The organism is Thomasclavelia saccharogumia DSM 17460, assembly GCF_000686665.1.
GTDB lineage: Bacteria > Bacillota_I > Bacilli_A > Erysipelotrichales > Coprobacillaceae > Thomasclavelia > Thomasclavelia saccharogumia.
Map to the genome: position 1 here is coordinate 87,792 of NZ_JMLH01000003.1, position 19,747 is coordinate 107,538.

Genomic DNA, 19,747 nt, shown 5'->3' on the forward strand with positions numbered 1-19,747 from the left:
TTTAGCTGCAAATAAGATAATTATCAGGCAGTTCTTTATTTTGCGGGAATGAGTCGACATATATAACATTAAATTCTTCTGTATTTGCCCAAGTACAAAGAGCTTTTATATTAAATTTTGAAGCATCAATAAGAAGATAATTTCTAACGCTTCGTCTTAGTATTTCTTTTTTTACTGCTCCAATTGAAAATTCAAAAATATATATATCACCACTGTCAATATCAACACCATTAGTACTAAAAAAAGCATGATCAAAATTAAACTGTCTTATCATTTCTAAAGTTAAAGGCCCGTAAGACATATCATATTCTTTTTTAAATTCACCACCCAGCAAATAAATATCACCATTAAATGAATCGGGAAGCTTTCTAATCAAATAAGTGCTCGTTGTAATGATTTTAATATTTTTATTAACGATATGTGGTAGTAAATATACTGGTGTCGTTCCAGAATCGATATAAACGCAGTCACCGTCATTTATTTTTTTAGCTGCTTCTTGACAGATCTTCTTTTTTTGTTCTACATATAAAGTTTCTTTATTGGCAACTGGAACTTCATTAAAACTGCTTAATGTACTGATCGTAGCATTTTTAATTGCAGCACCCCCGCGTTCTCTTTGAATAAGACCCTGCTTTTCTAATTCGATAAGATCTCTCATCACTGAAGATCTTGATACCCCTAATGCTCCTGTTAACTCTTTTATCGTTATAAACGATTTTTCATTTAATAAATTCATAATAACAAATAATCTTTCTTTTGACAGCACTTTCATCCCTCCTTTTTAATTAAAGGGTATGATTGTATTTCATACCCTAACCGCCAATTTTCACCCTAATATTTTTATGCTTTCCATATTCAACATACTCTTTTAAAATATCTTTAGTCATCATTGGTAAATCAGCATATTGATAATCTTTTTGTAGCTGCAGCCATTTATTTTTCCCTAAAGAATGATATGGTAATAAATCAACTTCAGCTATTCCTAATTGACAAGCATAATCAATAATGCCTTGCAATATTTCTTTTTCATAATTGAATTTAGGAATAACAGGAACGCGAATCACTATTTTATCTAAACAATTGCTTGCAAGATACTCTAAATTTGTAAAAATCAGATTGGGATTTGCACCAGTTACATCTTTAAGCTTTTTGCAATCAAGATGTTTTATATCGAATAAAAACAAATCTATATATGGCAAAGCTTCTTTTAAATATTTTAATTCATAATTTCCGGTTGTTTCAATTGCGATGTGTAATTTATTTTTCTTTAACTCTTTGAGCAGTTTTAACATTGACTCAAATTGCTTAAAAGGTTCCCCGCCAGAAATCGTAATACCGCCATGACTATTTTCATAATATTCTTTATCTTTCAAAACTTCGTCAACAACATCTTGAATCGATATTTCTTCACCAGCAAATTTTATCGCATTATAAAAACATCCCTGAACACATTTTTTACAGCGATGACATTTAGATAAATCATATCTAAACTCATTTTCAAACTTGATTGCATGATTTTTACAGTTCAACATACATTTTTTACATTTTACGCATTTTTGTTTATCATACAACAAAGTGGATTTAAGACTCCAGCTTTCTGGATTAGCACACCAAGGGCAATGAAGGAAGCAGCCCTTTAAAAAAATTGTTGTTCGAATTCCCGGTCCATCATGAGTTGCAAATTTTTCAATATTAAAAACATTAATCATATAATACTCTGCTTAACAATTCATCTTGAATATCTTTTGATAGATTGACAAACACGGCACTATATCCAGCAACTCGAACAATCAAATCAGGATATTTTTCAGAGTGGATCTGGGCATCTTCTAAAACTCCTTGATCAACACATGTAACCATTAGCTGACAGCCGCCTTTTTTGAAATATGTATCAAATAAAGCTTTTACTTTTACTTTATCTTCGTGCATCATTCTTGGTGTAAATTTAATATTTTGAACACTTCCACCATGATATTTAGCTTTAAATTTTGCAAGAGAATTTAAGCAGGCGGTCGGTCCATTTTTTGATGCTCCACCTTGGGGATTATTCGCCGGGTTCATATAAACACCTTTATTTCTTCCGTCTAAAGAAGCAGCTGTTTCAAGACCCCAATCAGTATTTGTCTGATTATTTGAGATGACGATCAAATAATATCCCATCTGATTATCAATACCCCGCTGTCTGATTCCTTTAGCAACATATTCATATAAATCATTTGCCATTTCATCACAAGCATGATCATCATTACCATATTTGGCTACATCTAAAATATCTTTTTGAATTTGCTGATAATCGACATAATCATGTAATGCGGCAGTATTTAATTGTTCCAAAGTATATTTCTTTTGATCATATACTAATGTTTTTATTGCATACAGAGCATCTGATGCATTTATATTTCCGTATGTTTCGTTTGTTCCCCCAAGAATCTCAACCCCACCATCTAACAAGGCTTTTCCTCGAGCGATACAGTCATCCATTAAGATAGATGTAAATATAAAGGAAACTTCCTGATTCATCACTTTATAGCTATAAAGCTGTGCTTCAACACTTAAATCAAAATAATAATCTAATAATTTTTTATATTGATCATAGAAATCTTCAAACGTAGCTATTTTAGATAGCGGTTTTACTTTAACATCACCTGCTTTATAAATATGATCCATCGGATCATATCCTTCATTTAAAGCCAGCTGCATGATTTTAACTAAATTCAATAGAGTATTAGGTGTTCCAACACTTTTTCCTTGAATAACAAACTCGCCACAGCCAAAAGGGATATACTGCTTAGCCGTTTCACGGTCAACCCTCATTGCATATTCAACAGCTGGAATATTGACTTCATCGTTATATAAAGTAGGATAAGTAGCTCCCGATGCAATACATTCATAGGCCATATCTTTAATATCTTCAGGCGTATCTTTACATAGCCGTAATGTAAATTGTGGTTCTGCATACCTTGTATCTTTGCAGACGCGTAAACAGATTCTTGTAAACATATCACATGCTTCAATATTATCTCTACCTTCACCACCCACGATAATTCTACCATTTACCGTAGTACGTCTATTTTCAATCATTAACCATAAAGATTTTAAATAACGATATGCATCATCTTCGTTGATTAAATGATTATCAATATCATGTTTTAAATACGGTCCTAAAACGATATCCATCCGTCCATAGTTAATAACACCAGCACATAAAGCATAGATCCAAAAAAGCTGTAATGCCTGATGAAAAGTTTCTGGTTTATTTTCCTTTATATGATGCAGACTTTCATACATAAGTGATAAATCTGCCTGACGTTTAGTAGAATTTGTTTTGAGCATTGCTTCTTTGACTAGCTCTTTTTGTCTTTCAATAACATCTTTTAATAATCTCATTGCCTCTATAGATGCTTTAATAAATTCGTTTTGTTTTTGCTGTTTTAATAAGTCAATAATGCCATTAATGCCATTATCCATTAATTTACGATAATCCAGCATCATTCCACTCAACCTTGCAGTTGCCATAAATGGATATTTACAATCAATAAAACGTCCCGTTGTCGTATCATTTAAGATATCTTGACAATACAGTGATTTTAAATCATGATCCTGCCAAAAATCATATAATACATCAACTCTTGCTTTTTCTTCTTCACTTTCCAACAAATTTTTAAACTCTCTTAATTTATGGAAGACACAGTAATGTCCAACCCCACCGACACTCGTTACACAACCAAAGCCAATTGGTAAAAAGTCTAGGCGACCAGCAATTAAATCAGTATCTTCGATCGTTCTAAATAAAACAGGGTAAATAGTTTTTAAACAATTTATCTCTCTTCTAGCTTTATCCAGTCCAATACTGTCTTTGTAAGCCCGGGTATATGCTTCCATGATTTCCAACTGTTCAAGCGGAGTTTTTTCGCAAGGAATTTTAACACTCACTTCACAATTCTGAATCCCATCAATATTAATTTTAGCCATATTTCTTCTCCTCGATTTTAAATTTGTAATGAATCAAATAAAAGAATAAATACGTCACTTTACATTATCAATATATCAAAACAGTTTAATTTAGTCAATATTTTTAATCATTTTAATTCATTTTTATTCATAATGTTTCAAAACAATTCTTTAAAAATAAACTCCTGCAATAAATTTACATCTATAATTCTAAATTCTTTTCAATAAAATCCTTGATTATATCTTTAATTCTTCATATTGAAAATATTTTATGATCTTTTTAATTTAACCAGTACATCATAAAAAAAGTGAGGTGAATTTACCTCACTTTAAATTATCTTGATAAAATCAAGTGGTTTTTTAGATTTCTGATGCATTACTTAATTAATTGTAAAGTTTCTGTATTAGTTGAAAATTTAGTTAAAAAATCATCGTACCATTTTTTTATTTCCTGCATTTGTGCAAATTGTTCTAATGATGGTGTTCCTGATAAAATAGTATTATCACTATATCGATAAACGATCAAAGATTCCCCACCAACTGAATAACCGCACGTATTTTGGCTTGGAATATACATATAGCCAGTTTTAGCATCCAAATCAAATCCAGCATCTAAAACCATACATAACTTATTCATAATAACTATTTTATAAGCTTCATTTGAACTGATAATTTGACGACCAACACTGTCTTTTTCATAATTATAACCATTTTCCTGAATCGTTTCCAATACTTCACCAGCTGTTGTTTGAGCATCTTTAATCAAATTAGTTCGTGTTTCTTCATTAAAATATCTTATAGCCCACTGAACAAATAAATCTGTAGATAATCCTAATCCTTCAAAATTTTCCTGGTATGCTTCATAAGCCTCTTTTCGTCCCATAATCACTAAATTTTTCAAGATCATCTTCATCTACAACAAATTTTCCATCTTTTAAACAAAAATATAGCCACTGATCTGATGCATCTTTATCAGGTATAACTTCAATATTATAAATGTCATCTATTTCCAATGGCTAACTAATAAAATGATCTTTGGGAGTTCCTTCAACATCAAAACTAACACTAAAATTCATCTTGGCAAAACCAAATTTCCAAAATAATCCCGTACTATCAAAGCCGTTATCTTTTAAATCATTATCATCAATAATCTCTTCAACATCATTGATCGTTTCGACTGTCTTAACTTCTTTATTATCACCACAGGCAGTCAGAGTAAAACACACAATACATACTAATAATACTTTAATAATTTTTTTCATTGTAATATCCCTTCCCCATTTATTATTTTTTGATATTTTAGAATTCTTTCCCTTTGTATCTATTCTAAAACCACTGTTTATATTTCAACAATCACCTCTCTAGTTATCAACAATATAATTAGTTCTATAAATTTTACAGCAAGATAATGTAATTTCCCTATAACCCTTGATAATTTTGTATATTATAAAAATTATATATTAATAAATCTTAAAAAGCACAGAAATTAAAAGTACATTTAAAAACATGATTCATCAAGATTTAAACTTTTTTTATTTACATTTAACTATAAAATTTAAAATACTATTATTGTATCATGTAATCGATTACAATACAATTATAATAATATATAATTATCGTATTCCTCATTTATTCCAATAATTTTCTATCTTTTTTTCAATTAATCCTTCTCCAATAACAATTATTACTTCCTGACCTGTTTTGATTGGTTTAATGCTTATCTCGTGATGTGTAGCGTTTAATTCGATCCATTCATCATTTGGTAATTGCATAAAACCTTTAATTCTAAATATTTTTCCACACGATGAATCGTCCATCAACGCTTTAACTGCCGCTAATAATTTTTCTTTAGATAAATGAACATTCATAAAATAAAGAGATGTAAATGTTTTACTTTGATCAAAACTTAATTTTACATAATTTTCTGATTGATATCCACAAGACAAGATATCATTAAAATCTTGATCTTTTAAATCATCCCAATTTTTACAGATAATTTCATTTTCTAACCGCCGTTTACACTGAACCTGCTTCAAGGCTTTATTTAGATGATCCACTGTATTTTTAAGCTCTGCTTTTGAAGCATCCTGACTTTTACTTAAAATAACACATCCAGCATTAGCTACTTGTGATGCCAACAAATAATCAGATTCTTTAGATAAATTATTTTCCAACTTTGCATCTACGATTGCTATAACATTACCAATTTCATACCACTTGTTTAATGGCTCTTCATAAAGAACATCAAAAAATTCATCAACATCATATATCCCTGATGGCTCGATTAAAATCCGATCATATCGAAGCATTTTCATCGCAATCAATTTAGTTTTAAATCTTCTTCGATGGGTTTCTTCATCACAGCCACCAGATATCATCTCTAATTCACATTTATCTCCCATCACATCTTGAAGCAGCATCATATCAACATTAACTGCCCCAAAATCATTTTCAATAATACCTATTTTATATCCTTTTTTAAGCAAATAATTAGCATATTTCTTTATAAAAGTTGTTTTTCCAGATCCTAAAAATCCTGTTATTAAATCTATTTTTATCATCGTTATATCCTTTCATTTTTTTATTTCACTACCAGTTTATAGCTTTTTTAGTAAAATAACAAGGATCATGCTAATCCTTGTTATTTAATAAGTCATTATATTTATCTTTAAGATTCTGTGAAAAATTTATTTTTTGCTTTGATCCATATTCATAAATAAATATCCAGGCTTGATCATTTTCATACCATTCAGCAATTTCTAATGCTTGATAAATAATTTCATTTTTAGATCGTTTAACATGTCTAAAATAGTAATTTAACTCCTTATTAGTAAGAGAATCTGATAGAGAAAAAATAAGTATTAAATCTGATAAATTTGCAATTAAATTATTAAGATAATATCTTCTATCATCATATTTTTTATCTTACATAGTTTTGCTTCCTGCTCATTGATTATTTACATACTAATATCAATAATTATTTTTTGCCTGTTGATACCATGAAAATGCCGATATAAAACATCCAACAGATAAATAGTTAAACATTCACTACTAAGAGTTACATTAGTAGCACCTAAAATTAATTTTCTCATTTTTTCTTCATCAATTTGTGATTGCCACATATGGTCAACAACTTGATCAAACAATTCTTCTTGTGCCATTTTAACTGAACGAAACGAATCATCGGCAGAAAAAATATAGACCTTACAGCCATAACATATTATATATTTGGTATAAATAATCTGCAGCTTCTTGATAATGTTCGTCTAAAGGCGATAAAGCTAGTAAATGATTGATAAACCGTTTGACTTCAAAGCGCTATTTAGAACGCATTGGTTTGGGAATAACGCGATTAGGTGCAAAATAATATCCAGCATAAGCACAATCTAGAAAATATTGAATTTGACTAAATATATTAGGCTAATCAACAACTTCTTCTTTTTTTTGCTTTTGGCAGCATTTTATATACTTAAACAAAAGCATCGATTGTATTTTTAGGATCTTTATGATCCAGTAATTCTCTTAATTCTTTAACTTTCATCTATTTCCTTACCATTACTAATACATCCTTCAATATATGTTAAGATATCATCACGATGTTCTTCATGAAGGATATCATGACGCATATTATCAAATAAAACATATTCAATATTTTCAACACCTTGTTTTTTCATTAATGCAACAGTTTTAACAATACCTTTGCCAAAGTCACCCACAGCATCATTTTTACCAGATAAAAGATAAATTGGAAAATCAATCTTTATTTTATGATCTTTTTGACAGCAAAAAATCATTCCTGATAATAATTCTCTAAATAAACCAACACTAACATGTTTCAAACAAAGGGCATCATTTAAATAAATATTACGTTCTTTTTTATTTGCTAAAAGCCAATCGATATTAGATTGGGGATCCGGAAATTTTTTATTGTAGTTATCAAAAGCAAGTGAATCAATTAATTTACTATAGTTATCTTCACCAATTTTGTTGCCATGCTGTTTAACTATGAATCTAATTATTTTTAATACTAATAACGGTTGTGTTCCTGTTCCTAATAAAAAGCAGCCTTTTAGATCAAGTTCTTTATTCTTTTCTATCAATATCATTCTAGTAATAAAAGACCCCATTGAAAAACCAATCATGTAACATGGTAAATCTGGATATTTCTTTGTCATGATCAAATAACTTTGATAAACATCAGCAACTACATTTTGAAAACTGCCCTCTTTACCAAAATAACCTTTAATTTTTCCAGCATACAAAGATTTTCCATGACCAATTACATCTATTCCAAAAACTATAAAACCCCGCTTTGTAAAATAAGTTGCAACATCTTCATAGCGGCCAATATGCTCAGTTATGCCATGAACTAACTGAATCATTCCCACTGCTTTATTTTTGGGTTGCCATATTTTACCATAAATAGTTGTTTTTTTATCACTTGATATAAATTTCATCTGTTTTAACCTTCTTTTCTTTTATATCTATAACAATAACATAAAAGTGCCATTTTTTTAATGACACTTTTAGATAATTTTAATTTTCTGTTGCCTTTGGTGCTGCTTCCATATTTTTTGGTAGGACTAAATTAAGAATGATTGCTACTAAAAATACAACTGCAACACAGTTTTCAGCAAAAATATTTTGAACTAACTGCGGAAAAATATTAAATATCTCAGGTACTTGAGTAAAACCAATACCGGTACTTAAAGATAAAGCTGCAATCGTTATATTTCTTTGTGAATAACCACATTTACTAATCATTTGTAAGCCGCTTACGACGATCGTTCCAAACATCATAATCGTACAGCCTCCTAATACCGCATCTGGTAAAGTTGCAAGTAACACCCCAAAGATAGGAAATATTCCGGCTAAAATCATAATTAATGCACCTAATCCAATAGTAAAACGATTGACAACTTTTGTCATTGCAACAAGTCCGACATTTTGACTAAATGATGTAATTGGTAAACATCCAAATACTGAAGATAAGGCACTGATAAATCCGTCACAAGCAAGAGAGCCAGAAACTTCTTTTGGTGTAGCATCACGACCAAGTCCTGACATAGCTAAAGCAGAAGTATCACCGATCGTTTCTGTTGCTGAAACTAAGAAAATAAGGACTACCGATAAAATAGCATCAGCATTAAATTCCGGTTTAAATGGCATTAACGATGGTAAAGCAATAATAGATGCATCTTTAAATCCTGAAAAATCTACTACTCCCATGCATGCAGCTACGATATATCCAACTACTAGACCAAATAAAACTGATAATTGTTTCCAATAAGATTTTGCAAAAATATTAAATAAAATACAGCAAAGTAATGTTATAGTACCAAGGATCCAGTTTGTTGCTGAACCAAAATTACTACTTCCGCTACCACCGCCAAAAGAAGCGGCACCTACTGATAAAAGAGAAAAACCAATTGCTGTAACAACACTGGCTGATACGATCGGCGTAATCAATTTGATCCAGTATTTTGCAAACAAGCCTAAAATTCCCTCGATAATACCACCGACTAAAACAGCACCAACGATGGCATTATAGCCATATGTTGGCCCTAAATAACAAAAAACTGAAACAAACGTAAAACTGATTCCCATAACTATTGGTAATCCTGACCCAATTTTCCAAAGCGGGAAAAGTTGGATCAAAGTTCCAATTCCAGCGATGATCATAGCACTTTGAATCAGCATCGCACTATCGCTTGAATCAAGCCCGCTTGCTCCAGCAACAATGATGATTGGTGCAATATTGGCTACAAACATTGCTAAAATATGCTGTAACCCAAAAGGAATTGCTTTACTAACCGGAACCTTTCCATCTAATTTATAAATATTGTCAATACTTTTAGATTTATTATTCATAATATTTTATACCTTTCCTTGATACTTATTTCCTGAATACTATTTTTCCAGTTTTTGGATCCATACTTTCAACAATTGCCAGCGACTCTAAACGATATCCGAGATTTCTAATTACTCTCCCGCCAGATTGGAAGCCTTTTTCAATAGCAATACCGATTCCTTCTAATGAAGCATTTGCTTGTGAAACGATAGAAATCAAGCCCTGCAAAGCACAGCCGTTGGCAAGAAAGTCATCAATGATCAAAACATGATCATCAGGTCCTAAAAACTTTTTTGAAACAATGACCTGATTTTTACATTTATGGGTAAAAGATTCTACTTCAGCTATGTACATATCACCTTCAATGTTAATACTCTTTGATTTTTTAGCAAAAACTACAGGTGCCTTAAAGTATTCAGAGGCAATACATGCAATTCCAATTCCTGATGCTTCAATAGTCAGTATTTTATTAATATGTACACCAGCAAAACGCTTTTTCCATTCTTCTGCCATTTGTTTAAAAAGCTCAATATCCATTTGATGATTTAAAAAACTATCAACTTTAAGAACATTTCCTTCTTTTACAACACCGTCTTTTTGGATCCTTTCTTCTAAACAATTCATTTTTCCACCCCTTCAATATGTTTACATATTCATGAAATATCAATGATATTTCTATTAACAGTATTGACACATGATCATTTTTATTGTATTTCTACTGTACCAAAAATAGTATCAAATTGATATTATCATTTCAATATTTTTTTATTTAAAATGACATAAATATCTTAAAATTATCATATTAAAAAACATAATAACATCCTGCTTAATATTTTTTTATTCCCTCTAAAACTTCTTTTTTAAAAGCTCTTTTTCTTGCATGAATCTTAATATAATTATCAACAAATTCATTTACTGAATTTATTTTACCGTTATTCTTTAATATTTCCCCTAGAACAATGATTTGATTAGCACATTTATAATAACTTTTTCGATACGTACCACCAACTATTGCTTCTGTTCTTTGATCAATTTCATGGAAAAGCCATTGTAAACACTCTTCTTTAAAACTGTCATCTAATTGAAATTTTCTTTTCCATTCTTTAAAATATTCTTCAAAAAGATCATATTGAGATGAATTGATCATTAATCGGCTTTGCAAGTCACTCATGACCCGCCCATCAGCATAGTATATCTTCTCATCTTCTTTTAATAACATTAATAGTAACGGAATGATCGTTCCTTTTAGGCTCATACTCCAGCCAAGAGATTCTTTATCATTGAGACATTCCTGATAGATTTCTTTGTAATCACCTAATAAAAAGCGATATATTTTTAGCTCTTTTTCAGTTACATTTTGATAGCAGTTTTTTAAAAAATGTGTTTTGATTTGTGAAATATTGGTATTTGCGCTATATAAACGTAAACAATTTAAAGCCGTGGGTTTTGATAAAAATGCTGTTTCATAAAAATATGGATCTTTGCATTGGGCTTGAACAGCCACATCAATGATGTCAGCACGAATTGACTGGGATTCAGGAATTTTTTCAATTGCTTCTTTAGCAATTTCAATGCATAAATCATGATTACCTTTTTCTAATGCTAGTTCACAGCACCTTTTATATAATAATGGATGTTCTTGATAAGCTTTTCGAGCATAATTCAATAATTCATCCTGATTGCCTAAATAAAGCGCTCCCTCAATTAAAAACTGCGTTGCTTGATTGCCAGAACGACAAAGTAAATATTCACAAATCTTCTTTATCAATGATTTACTATTTTCAATTTCCTCAGGCCCATATGCTAAAATATCATCAATATGTAAATCTGTTTTACCATAACTATAATAATAATTAAAAATAATTTCAGGACTTTTATCAAGCTTCATCACACAATACAAACAAGCTAAATAAAATTCTTTGATGTCTATTTCAATTAGATCATGATAATTTAAATCATCTAAACATAAATGACCACAATCACCTATTTCATCATTAATATAAAATATTTCCATTTTTTCTAAATCTGATAATAATAAATATGCTTTTTCATACTGCTTAGCTAAAATAATCTCATAACATATTCTAATACATTCTTCGATTTTAGGTAAAACTTTAAAAACATCGCTATAGTGTGATATATAGTCCCAGTCATGATAAATTTCATCATAATATTCTTCATCATAGACCTGCAAATAGATTTCCTCATCTTTTATTTCTTCAAATATTTTTAAATATTTATCTATATCATATGATACTTCTTTTGATGATGTATCTAAACTTTCTAAAAAATTTGTCCGATAATCACTATTTATTTTTCTTGCATATGCATAGATCCAGTTATCTTTATCTTTTTCATTCATTTTAGATAATTTTTCTTTTACTAAAGTTATAAATTGTTGATAATCCATATTTATTACTACTGAATATTCAGCTTACTCCTTTTTTATAAATATATTTAATGATCAATTGTTAAAAAACTTGATTTTTTATGTTTTGAACAAGTTCTTTTAATTCATTTGGTAAATTCTTTTCATCCATCTCTAAGACCTTTTTTCCTAACTGATAAATAAGTTCTTTGGGTATTGCCGTCTGTTCAATTTGATAAAAGTTTTTAACTTCTAAACTGCAAATCAAATTTTCTTGTCTCATCTGATTAATTAAACAAAGTCCTTCTAAAGATTTTACCCGACTTAATGCTACATACAACTGCCCGCAATCAAAAGAATAGGGAATCAAATTGATCTTTTCATAAGTTTGTCCTTGACTCTTATGCATTGTTATCGCATAAGCTAATCTTAAGGGAATTTGTGAAAATGACCCAACTTTCTTTTTACTTAGTTTATGATCTTCGATTTCATCGTCAATACTTTTAGCTAGAACATAATCTTCGATGACCCATTCATGATAACCAAATTCAATTTTTAGATTATTGGCATCTAAGCAAACTGTTACACTTCTTTCATTAAGTTCTTCAATCACACCAAATGATCCATTTTGATAAAAGCTGCCTTCAGAATCATTGATCAATATCATTACTCTAGCTCCTACTTTTAAACGCAACTCATCTTGAGTGGGCTTATCATAGCTTTTAACATCACCACTTATTATTGATTTATAAATTTTAGCTCGAGAGGGAATTTTATCTAATTCTTCATGATTGATCTTATTAGCTACTTTATTAGTTGCTGTTAAGATGATTCCATCATCGATCTTTTGATGTTTAGCGTGATGGTTGAAATAAGCAATAGCTGAACTATCACCGATACGAATCTTATTGAGTTCACGAATAAATTCTGGATCATTTTGTCTAATAACTTCTTTTAATTCGATTATATGAAAATCCAAATCTTGCCAGTTTGTCGATTCAAAAGCATATCCTTTATTGTAAGTAGGATATAATTCTTTTAAAACCTTTTTATCATTAGGCGTTGTAACTGGTGGTAATTGAAAAAAATCACCAACGACAATTATTTGTTTTCTTTTTAAAGACTGCTCTTCAGCTTTCATTATCGTTCTTACCACAAAATCAAACAAATCGATTCGACACATACTAATTTCATCAATAATGATGATATCACTCTCTTTTACAACTGCGGGAACTTTTTTAATATTATGAATAACTTGTGGTTCTGGTGATGCCTGGAAACAGCGATGAATAGTTACCCCTTTAATATTGATTGCAACAATTCCGGTTGGCGCACAAACTAAAACATTTTTTCCTTGTTTTTCTACTGTTTCAATAAAATGATTGAGCACAAATGATTTACCAGTCCCTGCCCCACCAGTTAAAAAAATATTTTTTCCTGAAAGTAAATGATCATATGCTTGTTTTTGATCAGCAGTTAATGAGCGATTATCTTGTTTTGATCGTATTATTGATTTAGATAATTTAGGTTGTTGTTCTTTTTTTATTTTATTTTCTTCACCAAGATATTTTTTTGCATCTTCTTCTAAAATAAAACTTTTATACTGAGCCCCTTGATATTTATCTACTTGTTTCTTACATTCTTCCCATGAATAATATATGCCTGTTTTTCTTCCTTTTTTTACAGCATAATATTTTTTCATAATAGTTGTGTCCTCCTATCAAAATATGATCATTTAACATTTCTTTTATCTTATACAGCTTCATTTATAATATATACAGCTTCATTTATAATATATACAGCTTCATTTATAATAATAATTTATTATATTGTCTCATTTCATCACTTATTTAACAAGCAATTTCTTAAATTTCATCCTATAATAAAAATAGCGTTACTATACTCATAATATTTTACAGTATATTTGGATGTGCAGATAAATCCAGCGCTATACTGATATTTGAACGATCTAACAACACTGGCGTAGTTTTATAAACTGCTTTTATCAATTTTATATATTTCAAATTAAAAACATTGATAAATGAATATTTTAAATACTAGCATAATATACTTGTGAATATGTAGTTTATATATTTTATTATTACGAAAAAATGGTAAACAATCCAAAAGTTCGGAGTTAATTATAGATATTAGAGAAATTTTTATTTATATTAATTACTTAAGAGAAGATAATGGCATGATTAAAGTTATTACCAGCGTGAAAAGATCGGGAAAAATATAAAGCTTTACATAAAGGAAAAACTCATTATAACGAACTTAAAAAACAAGAATATAATATAGGTATAGGTGTTGAAGAAGTAAGGGAAAATCAAAATAGTAAAAACATAAGAAAACAATTAGAAGTTGATTTTATTGCTTATAAAGGTAATAATAAATATTATATTCAATCAGCTTTTACACCTCATGATAATAATAGAAAAATTCAGGAAGAAAGACCTTTATTAAACATTGATGATTCATTTAAGAAAATTATAGTAGTAAGTCAATATATGAAATTAAAACGTGATGATAAAAGTATAACAGCTATGAAAATTAGAGTATTTCTAAAAAATGAGAATAGTTTAGACTTATAGCCTAAAAGAATAATGATTATTAACGAAATAATTAATCATTGTTCTTTTCTATTTGTACTAAATCTTCAACTATGTTCCTAAATTTGAGATTTACTAATCAGTTATCTTGATAATCAAATTTATCAGGATATATCAATTTTATAAAAAATAATTTAACTGATTTTAGCCAAAAATATATTTTATATGAACAAGTATATACTACTTATTTTAAATCATAATATTTTTTGGTATGATCAAACGCAGTATTAAATGATCATTAATCATTCTTAAATATGCTGGTGAATAATTTTCTTTTATTGGAATCAAGCACTTACACAATTATTTCTTTTACTCCGTAATATTTAATAGATTTTATTATTCATATCAAAAATTTTTATATTAATCCCTGTCTTTTTTTATTAGACCATTTAAAAAGGTATTTATTTCTATAGCAATATCACCTGTTGTTGTTGGAAGTCTTAGAATTGGAATATCAGCCTTTTTCAAAATACTGTTTTTTAATTTATCTCTCTTCATTTGAACCTCGGTACTATGATGGTCACCATCAACCTCAATTACACCAATTGGCAATTTATCCATATCATAATATATAACAAAATCACAACTTGCACCATTGTCTATAAAATTTTGTTCCTGTTCCGTAAGCGTTAGATTAGTCGAAACAATTTGTTTTAAATAAATTTGCATCCGAAAATACAAGCGAGAGAATTCTTGCTTTTCCATAACTTCCCTTAAAAAAGCGGCAGCAATTTGTTCAGATTCATATCTTGAATCTTTTTTATTTAAACGCCTTCTTAAATTTTCTAATGCACTATCATATTCAGCATAAAGTAAATCAAAGCCAGAGATTACGGGGCTTTCAAAAATACTGTCATCTTTTGCATAATATTTCATATACTTTATAAGTGGTTCGATATATTTATTATTGTCTTTAAATATGTCTTTTCCAGTAACCAAAGTAAATTTATTTTTTGCTCTAGAAACGGCAACATTAATTAATCTTGGATCATCAACAAAATCAATTTGGGGACTTTTTTGTGCTTTTTTATCTAATACAGTAGAAAATATTATTTCATTGCACTCTCTTCCTTGAAATTTATGTACTGTAGATTTTATAATTTCTGATGAAAGTAATTCTTGTGCTAAATTCACTTGTCGATTATACGGAGCAATAAATCCTGTGTTTTCATCTATAAATCCACAATCATCCGTTACTTTTAAAAAAGATTCTAATTCACGTCTGTTTTCTAAAGTTCTCATATGATTTCCCTTTGATGTAACGATCAAAGATAATGCATCTTCACCATGATCTTCTCTCATCGGAACCAGTTCGTTATTATAAAACATTTTATTACAAAATTGGATAATTTTAGGATGACACCTATAATGCTCTTTTAATAATGTTTTGGGGATTTTGCTACCAAAAACAGCAATTACAGAATCCAGCAAACTTAATTTTTCACAATCATATAGATTATTTGGTGCTTTTAACCCTCCTTTTGATGGTATAAATTTTAATTGCTTTCTATCGCCTACTACTATTATATTTTTTGCACAAGCAAAACTTATAACTCCAGATAAAATATCCTGCTGTGAGGCCTCATCTATAATTACATAATCAAGTAGATATCCATTAGATATAGAATTAAATAGTGACTGTGTCCCACTACCAATCACTGGGAAACATTTCAAAAATTCATTGAATCTACTCTTATATGTAGAATCTGTAAAATGAAGTTTATTAGTAGATACATTTTGAGTGATATAATGGTAAAAATAATTTAATGATTTTTGTGTTAAATCTTTTAAATCATTTTTATAATTATTGTGTTTTAGTTTTTTATTTATTTCTTGAATTTCAATTTCTTTTTTATGAATCATCGTCTTATAATATGTATATTGTAATGAAAAAATAAAATTTATTTTATCTATATTATTTTGTAAAAAATTGGGGTTAAAAATTTTATAGTTAAACAATAGTTGTATTCGATTAAAAAAGGTTAAGGGTTTATCTAATAAATGATTTAAATACACCATAAGATTTACAATTTTATCTTTGTTTAATTTGTATTTGTTTATAAAATTGATTTCTAATTCAGGATGCAGGCTATGCCATTGTTCTAAATAACTCAGCTCTATTTCCAATTCTTTTAATTCCACATTCAATAAAGAAATTTTATTTTTAAGCGATAAATTATGAGAAATTCTTTCTGAAATTTCTTGAATTTCATTTATATCTACTTCTTCAGATTTAGGAATTTCTTGAAATTTCATATTTTTAAAAAATTTTTCTCTATTCTCTTTCTTTCCTAATTTCGCAATTATTGAATTTAGATGATATTTTTCTAATTTTTCATAAATATTTTTAACAGCATCATTGTTATTGGAAATAATTGCACATTTTTTCCCATTCACCACAATATTTGCTACAATATTCAATATTGTTTGCGTTTTACCTGTTCCTGGTGGTCCTTCAATAATACTGATTTGTGAACTAAAAGCTTTTTCGACAGCTTCCTTTTGCGTTTCATTTATATCAAAAGGATAGATCAATGGCTTTTTCTGGACATATTTATTACATTCTCCATTTAAATATGAATATAATGCTGTATTTTCTACTGCCATAATTGAATTTATTTGTTTTAAAAGATTATCTTTTATTTTTTTATCATCTTTATCTGAAGCAAGCAAAAATTGCCTTTTAGCTGTATTTCTAAAATATTCTAATAGATTTCCATGTTCCTTATCATCTTGTAATATCTTAATTCTTTCAAAATTAAAAACATATTTCTTATTAGAAGTAAGATAAGAAACTACAATATATTTATCACCATATAATTCGGCATTTTTAATCCGAGAAATACAACCTGTTTTGTTATCATAAATTACATTTGCATCAAGTTTCTTAGTAGGCGCAATTTCAACATCTTTAAGCTCTTTAAAATAACATTTTTTTGATTTATATATAATTTTTAATATTAACTCATTTCTATTCTTATCACTATATATTTCCCAATCTTCATAGTTTTTCACTTCTTCATCGTTTATAAAAATTTTTACCATAACCATTACCCCAAAAATATCCTTAACTTAGCTTATCTATGATTCCATTAGATTATTATCAAATTAACTTGCCTGTTCACAATGAAATCTAATATATTTATTATAATATTAATTATTAACTAATACAATAAATGTAAGCGGTAAATTATGTTCATATCAACATAATTTACCTTATGTTTAGAAAATAATTATGTTAAGAAACTATAGAGAAGTCCTCTTTTTTATAAGGTCTTCTCATTTTTTTTACTTCATTTTCTTAACATAATTATTTAACCATTCTTTCAAATCATTTTTTTCGTTTTCGTTATATTTCGAATCAATTCCCAATTCTTTATTTCCACTCATAATTTGTTCTCTAATTTTAATATTGTCAGGTGTTGCATAAATTTCTGTTGTAGTTACTGATGAATGCCCCAAAAACTCTTTTATTGATAATAATGGTACTCCATTATTATATAAATGAGTCGCTTTGGCGTGGCGAAATGAATGTGGATGATACTTTCCCTTAAATTTATCTGGATATTTGACTTTTAAATTTAATACTATTCTATTGATCAAATCATATATGCCAAATCTTGTGTATGGTTTCTTAAATTTGGTATAGAATAAATACCCATCACCGAAATCAGTATAATTTTTATTTAGATATCTTTTAATAATTGTAACCAGTTCCTTGCTTATAAGAACAACTCTTGTTTTATTCCCTTTACCATTTCTGATAATTATTGATGGCATTGCCTGCTCTAGAATGACATCATTTTTCATTATATTAATCAATTCAGAAACTCTAGTGCCTGTTTCATAAAGAACAGAAATGATAACTAAAGTTTTGTAATCTTTATATTTTAAAACATAATCGATAATGAGCTTTATTTCCTCTTCTGTAAAGAATGATATTACTTTAGAACTTCCTTTTTTATTTTGAATATTCAATATTTTTGAACAGGAATATACTAGATCAGGATTGTTACGTTGAACATATTTAATAAAACTTTTAATGGCTGCTAATCTTTGATTTCTGGTACTAACACTTGCTTTCCTTACATCTTCACACCAATCAAGAAAACTTAAGATTACATCTTCTGATAGAATTGTATTAAAAGTAATTTTGCTGGGTTGGATATTATATTTATCATTAAGAAATTCAATAAGTAAACAAAAAGTTGAAGAATATGATAGCAATGTATTAATAGAATAGTTTCTTTCATTAATTATATAAGCTGTCAAAAAATTTTGTAATTGAAGACTGAATTTATCAGCATTTTTACTCATTGGTCATCACATCCTTAAATAAGTATTCTGATAAACTATTATTTGCTTCAATTATTTTTTTCTTTTTGTCGATAGTAAATTGAAGATAATGTTCTGTTTCTTTAATACTGTTATGTCCTAAATATCTGTGCAGATAAGCGAGTATTACATTTTCATCATATCCCTTTGTTAACATAAGATTATAAGTTGTATTTGTGAATTGATGTCTAAGATTGTGCAAGGTTGCATTTGTATTAAAGTTTAGTGATTTCAATATGTCTCTATAAAATTTTAATAGATATGCATTATCTATCTGGTTTCCTCGAGTATTACAAAAAATAATTCCTGTCCTTATATTGTTGATATGCAAATTATTTTGACTCAAAAAACTACTGTTTATGCATTCGTAAATTAGTTAAAATTAAATATAACTAATTTAATTTGATAATATTTTATTCAAATTATTTTATGCCGAGAAAACTTATTTATAGTGGATATTCCTAAGTTATACTTTTTCATAAGCAAAATCTTCTTGATTTTGCTTGGTTTTAACGGTTCTTAGGAATTTGGCTCCACTGTAAATAAGGAAATTGGAATAAATTAATTTGATTGTTTGTGCCATTATATTTTGCTATTTTTTACTAATTAGCTCATATCTTTTACTTCTGT

Annotated in this window: 16 protein-coding genes; all 16 read right to left on the bottom strand. The window is 28.4% G+C overall.

Going from position 1 to position 19,747, the window contains the following annotated elements:
• Window position 1: 1 nt before the first annotated feature.
• Window positions 2-772: a DeoR/GlpR family DNA-binding transcription regulator gene (locus tag BR82_RS0101795; RefSeq protein ID WP_240474486.1), complete on the bottom strand. Its 771-nt coding sequence runs from the start codon at window positions 770-772 to the stop codon at window positions 2-4.
• A gap of 40 nt (window positions 773-812) precedes the next feature.
• Window positions 813-1,709 carry a glycyl-radical enzyme activating protein gene (locus BR82_RS0101800; RefSeq protein ID WP_027088768.1) on the bottom strand — a complete coding sequence of 299 codons (897 nt, stop codon included), beginning with the start codon at window positions 1,707-1,709 and terminating at the stop codon, window positions 813-815.
• Window positions 1,702-3,972, bottom strand: coding sequence for a pyruvate formate lyase family protein (locus tag BR82_RS0101805; protein WP_027088769.1), 2,271 nt, complete (start codon window positions 3,970-3,972; stop codon window positions 1,702-1,704). The genes BR82_RS0101800 and BR82_RS0101805 overlap by 8 nt, the downstream gene beginning before the upstream one ends.
• Window positions 3,973-4,327: 355 nt before the next feature.
• Window positions 4,328-4,852, bottom strand: coding sequence for a hypothetical protein (locus BR82_RS17580; protein WP_240474487.1), 525 nt, complete (start codon window positions 4,850-4,852; stop codon window positions 4,328-4,330).
• Complete coding sequence (locus tag BR82_RS17585) at window positions 4,812-4,964, bottom strand: hypothetical protein (RefSeq protein WP_240474488.1); 153 nt, start codon at window positions 4,962-4,964, stop codon at window positions 4,812-4,814. The genes BR82_RS17580 and BR82_RS17585 overlap by 41 nt, the downstream gene beginning before the upstream one ends.
• A gap of 3 nt (window positions 4,965-4,967) precedes the next feature.
• Complete coding sequence (locus BR82_RS17590; protein WP_240474489.1) at window positions 4,968-5,213, bottom strand: LptM family lipoprotein; 246 nt, start codon at window positions 5,211-5,213, stop codon at window positions 4,968-4,970.
• A gap of 363 nt (window positions 5,214-5,576) precedes the next feature.
• Complete coding sequence (locus BR82_RS0101815; RefSeq protein ID WP_027088770.1) at window positions 5,577-6,512, bottom strand: GTP-binding protein; 936 nt, start codon at window positions 6,510-6,512, stop codon at window positions 5,577-5,579.
• 396 nt (window positions 6,513-6,908) lie between these two features.
• Complete coding sequence (locus BR82_RS0101820) at window positions 6,909-7,112, bottom strand: hypothetical protein (RefSeq protein ID WP_027088771.1); 204 nt, start codon at window positions 7,110-7,112, stop codon at window positions 6,909-6,911.
• A 369-nt stretch (window positions 7,113-7,481) separates the two neighbouring features.
• Entirely contained in the window at window positions 7,482-8,408 is a 927-nt protein-coding gene (locus BR82_RS0101825; RefSeq protein WP_027088772.1) for an alpha/beta fold hydrolase, read from the bottom strand.
• A gap of 79 nt (window positions 8,409-8,487) precedes the next feature.
• Window positions 8,488-9,822 carry a uracil-xanthine permease family protein gene (locus BR82_RS0101830; RefSeq protein ID WP_027088773.1) on the bottom strand — a complete coding sequence of 445 codons (1,335 nt, stop codon included), beginning with the start codon at window positions 9,820-9,822 and terminating at the stop codon, window positions 8,488-8,490.
• Window positions 9,823-9,847: 25 nt separating this feature from the next.
• Window positions 9,848-10,426: a xanthine phosphoribosyltransferase gene (locus tag BR82_RS0101835; protein ID WP_027088774.1), complete on the bottom strand. Its 579-nt coding sequence runs from the start codon at window positions 10,424-10,426 to the stop codon at window positions 9,848-9,850.
• 202 nt (window positions 10,427-10,628) lie between these two features.
• Complete coding sequence (locus BR82_RS0101840) at window positions 10,629-12,212, bottom strand: hypothetical protein (RefSeq protein ID WP_027088775.1); 1,584 nt, start codon at window positions 12,210-12,212, stop codon at window positions 10,629-10,631.
• Between the two features lie 61 nt (window positions 12,213-12,273).
• A complete protein-coding gene (locus BR82_RS14995) occupies window positions 12,274-13,872 on the bottom strand; it encodes a ribonuclease H1 domain-containing protein (protein WP_051592713.1) in 1,599 nt (532 codons plus the stop codon).
• 1,270 nt (window positions 13,873-15,142) lie between these two features.
• Window positions 15,143-17,827, bottom strand: a complete 2,685-nt coding sequence (locus BR82_RS0101850) for an AAA domain-containing protein (RefSeq protein WP_027088776.1) — start codon at window positions 17,825-17,827, stop codon at window positions 15,143-15,145.
• A gap of 243 nt (window positions 17,828-18,070) precedes the next feature.
• Window positions 18,071-19,099 carry a tyrosine-type recombinase/integrase gene (locus BR82_RS0101855; protein ID WP_027088777.1) on the bottom strand — a complete coding sequence of 343 codons (1,029 nt, stop codon included), beginning with the start codon at window positions 19,097-19,099 and terminating at the stop codon, window positions 18,071-18,073.
• Window positions 19,092-19,463 (bottom strand): tyrosine-type recombinase/integrase, encoded by a 372-nt coding sequence (locus BR82_RS17895; RefSeq protein WP_161635113.1) that lies wholly within the window; start codon window positions 19,461-19,463, stop codon window positions 19,092-19,094. Before BR82_RS17895 ends, BR82_RS0101855 begins: the two co-directional genes overlap by 8 nt.
• Between the last annotated feature and the right edge of the window lie 284 nt (window positions 19,464-19,747).

Excerpts from the sequence above, each read along its gene's own strand:
- BR82_RS0101855 (WP_027088777.1), bottom strand. The coding sequence starts at position 19,099 with ATGAGTAAAAATGCTGATAAATTCAGTCTTCAATTACAAAATTTTTTG.
- BR82_RS0101825 (WP_027088772.1), bottom strand. The coding sequence starts at position 8,408 with ATGAAATTTATATCAAGTGATAAAAAAACAACTATTTATGGTAAAATA.
- BR82_RS17590 (WP_240474489.1), bottom strand. The coding sequence starts at position 5,213 with ATGAAAAAAATTATTAAAGTATTATTAGTATGTATTGTGTGTTTTACT.
- BR82_RS14995 (WP_051592713.1), bottom strand. The coding sequence starts at position 13,872 with ATGAAAAAATATTATGCTGTAAAAAAAGGAAGAAAAACAGGCATATAT.
- BR82_RS0101835 (WP_027088774.1), bottom strand. The coding sequence starts at position 10,426 with ATGAATTGTTTAGAAGAAAGGATCCAAAAAGACGGTGTTGTAAAAGAA.
- BR82_RS0101850 (WP_027088776.1), bottom strand. The coding sequence starts at position 17,827 with ATGGTAAAAATTTTTATAAACGATGAAGAAGTGAAAAACTATGAAGAT.
- BR82_RS0101805 (WP_027088769.1), bottom strand. The coding sequence starts at position 3,972 with ATGGCTAAAATTAATATTGATGGGATTCAGAATTGTGAAGTGAGTGTT.
- BR82_RS0101800 (WP_027088768.1), bottom strand. The coding sequence starts at position 1,709 with ATGATTAATGTTTTTAATATTGAAAAATTTGCAACTCATGATGGACCG.
- BR82_RS0101815 (WP_027088770.1), bottom strand. The coding sequence starts at position 6,512 with ATGATAAAAATAGATTTAATAACAGGATTTTTAGGATCTGGAAAAACA.
- BR82_RS0101795 (WP_240474486.1), bottom strand. The coding sequence starts at position 772 with ATGAAAGTGCTGTCAAAAGAAAGATTATTTGTTATTATGAATTTATTA.
- BR82_RS0101830 (WP_027088773.1), bottom strand. The coding sequence starts at position 9,822 with ATGAATAATAAATCTAAAAGTATTGACAATATTTATAAATTAGATGGA.
- BR82_RS0101840 (WP_027088775.1), bottom strand. The coding sequence starts at position 12,212 with ATGGATTATCAACAATTTATAACTTTAGTAAAAGAAAAATTATCTAAA.
- BR82_RS0101820 (WP_027088771.1), bottom strand. The coding sequence starts at position 7,112 with ATGGCACAAGAAGAATTGTTTGATCAAGTTGTTGACCATATGTGGCAA.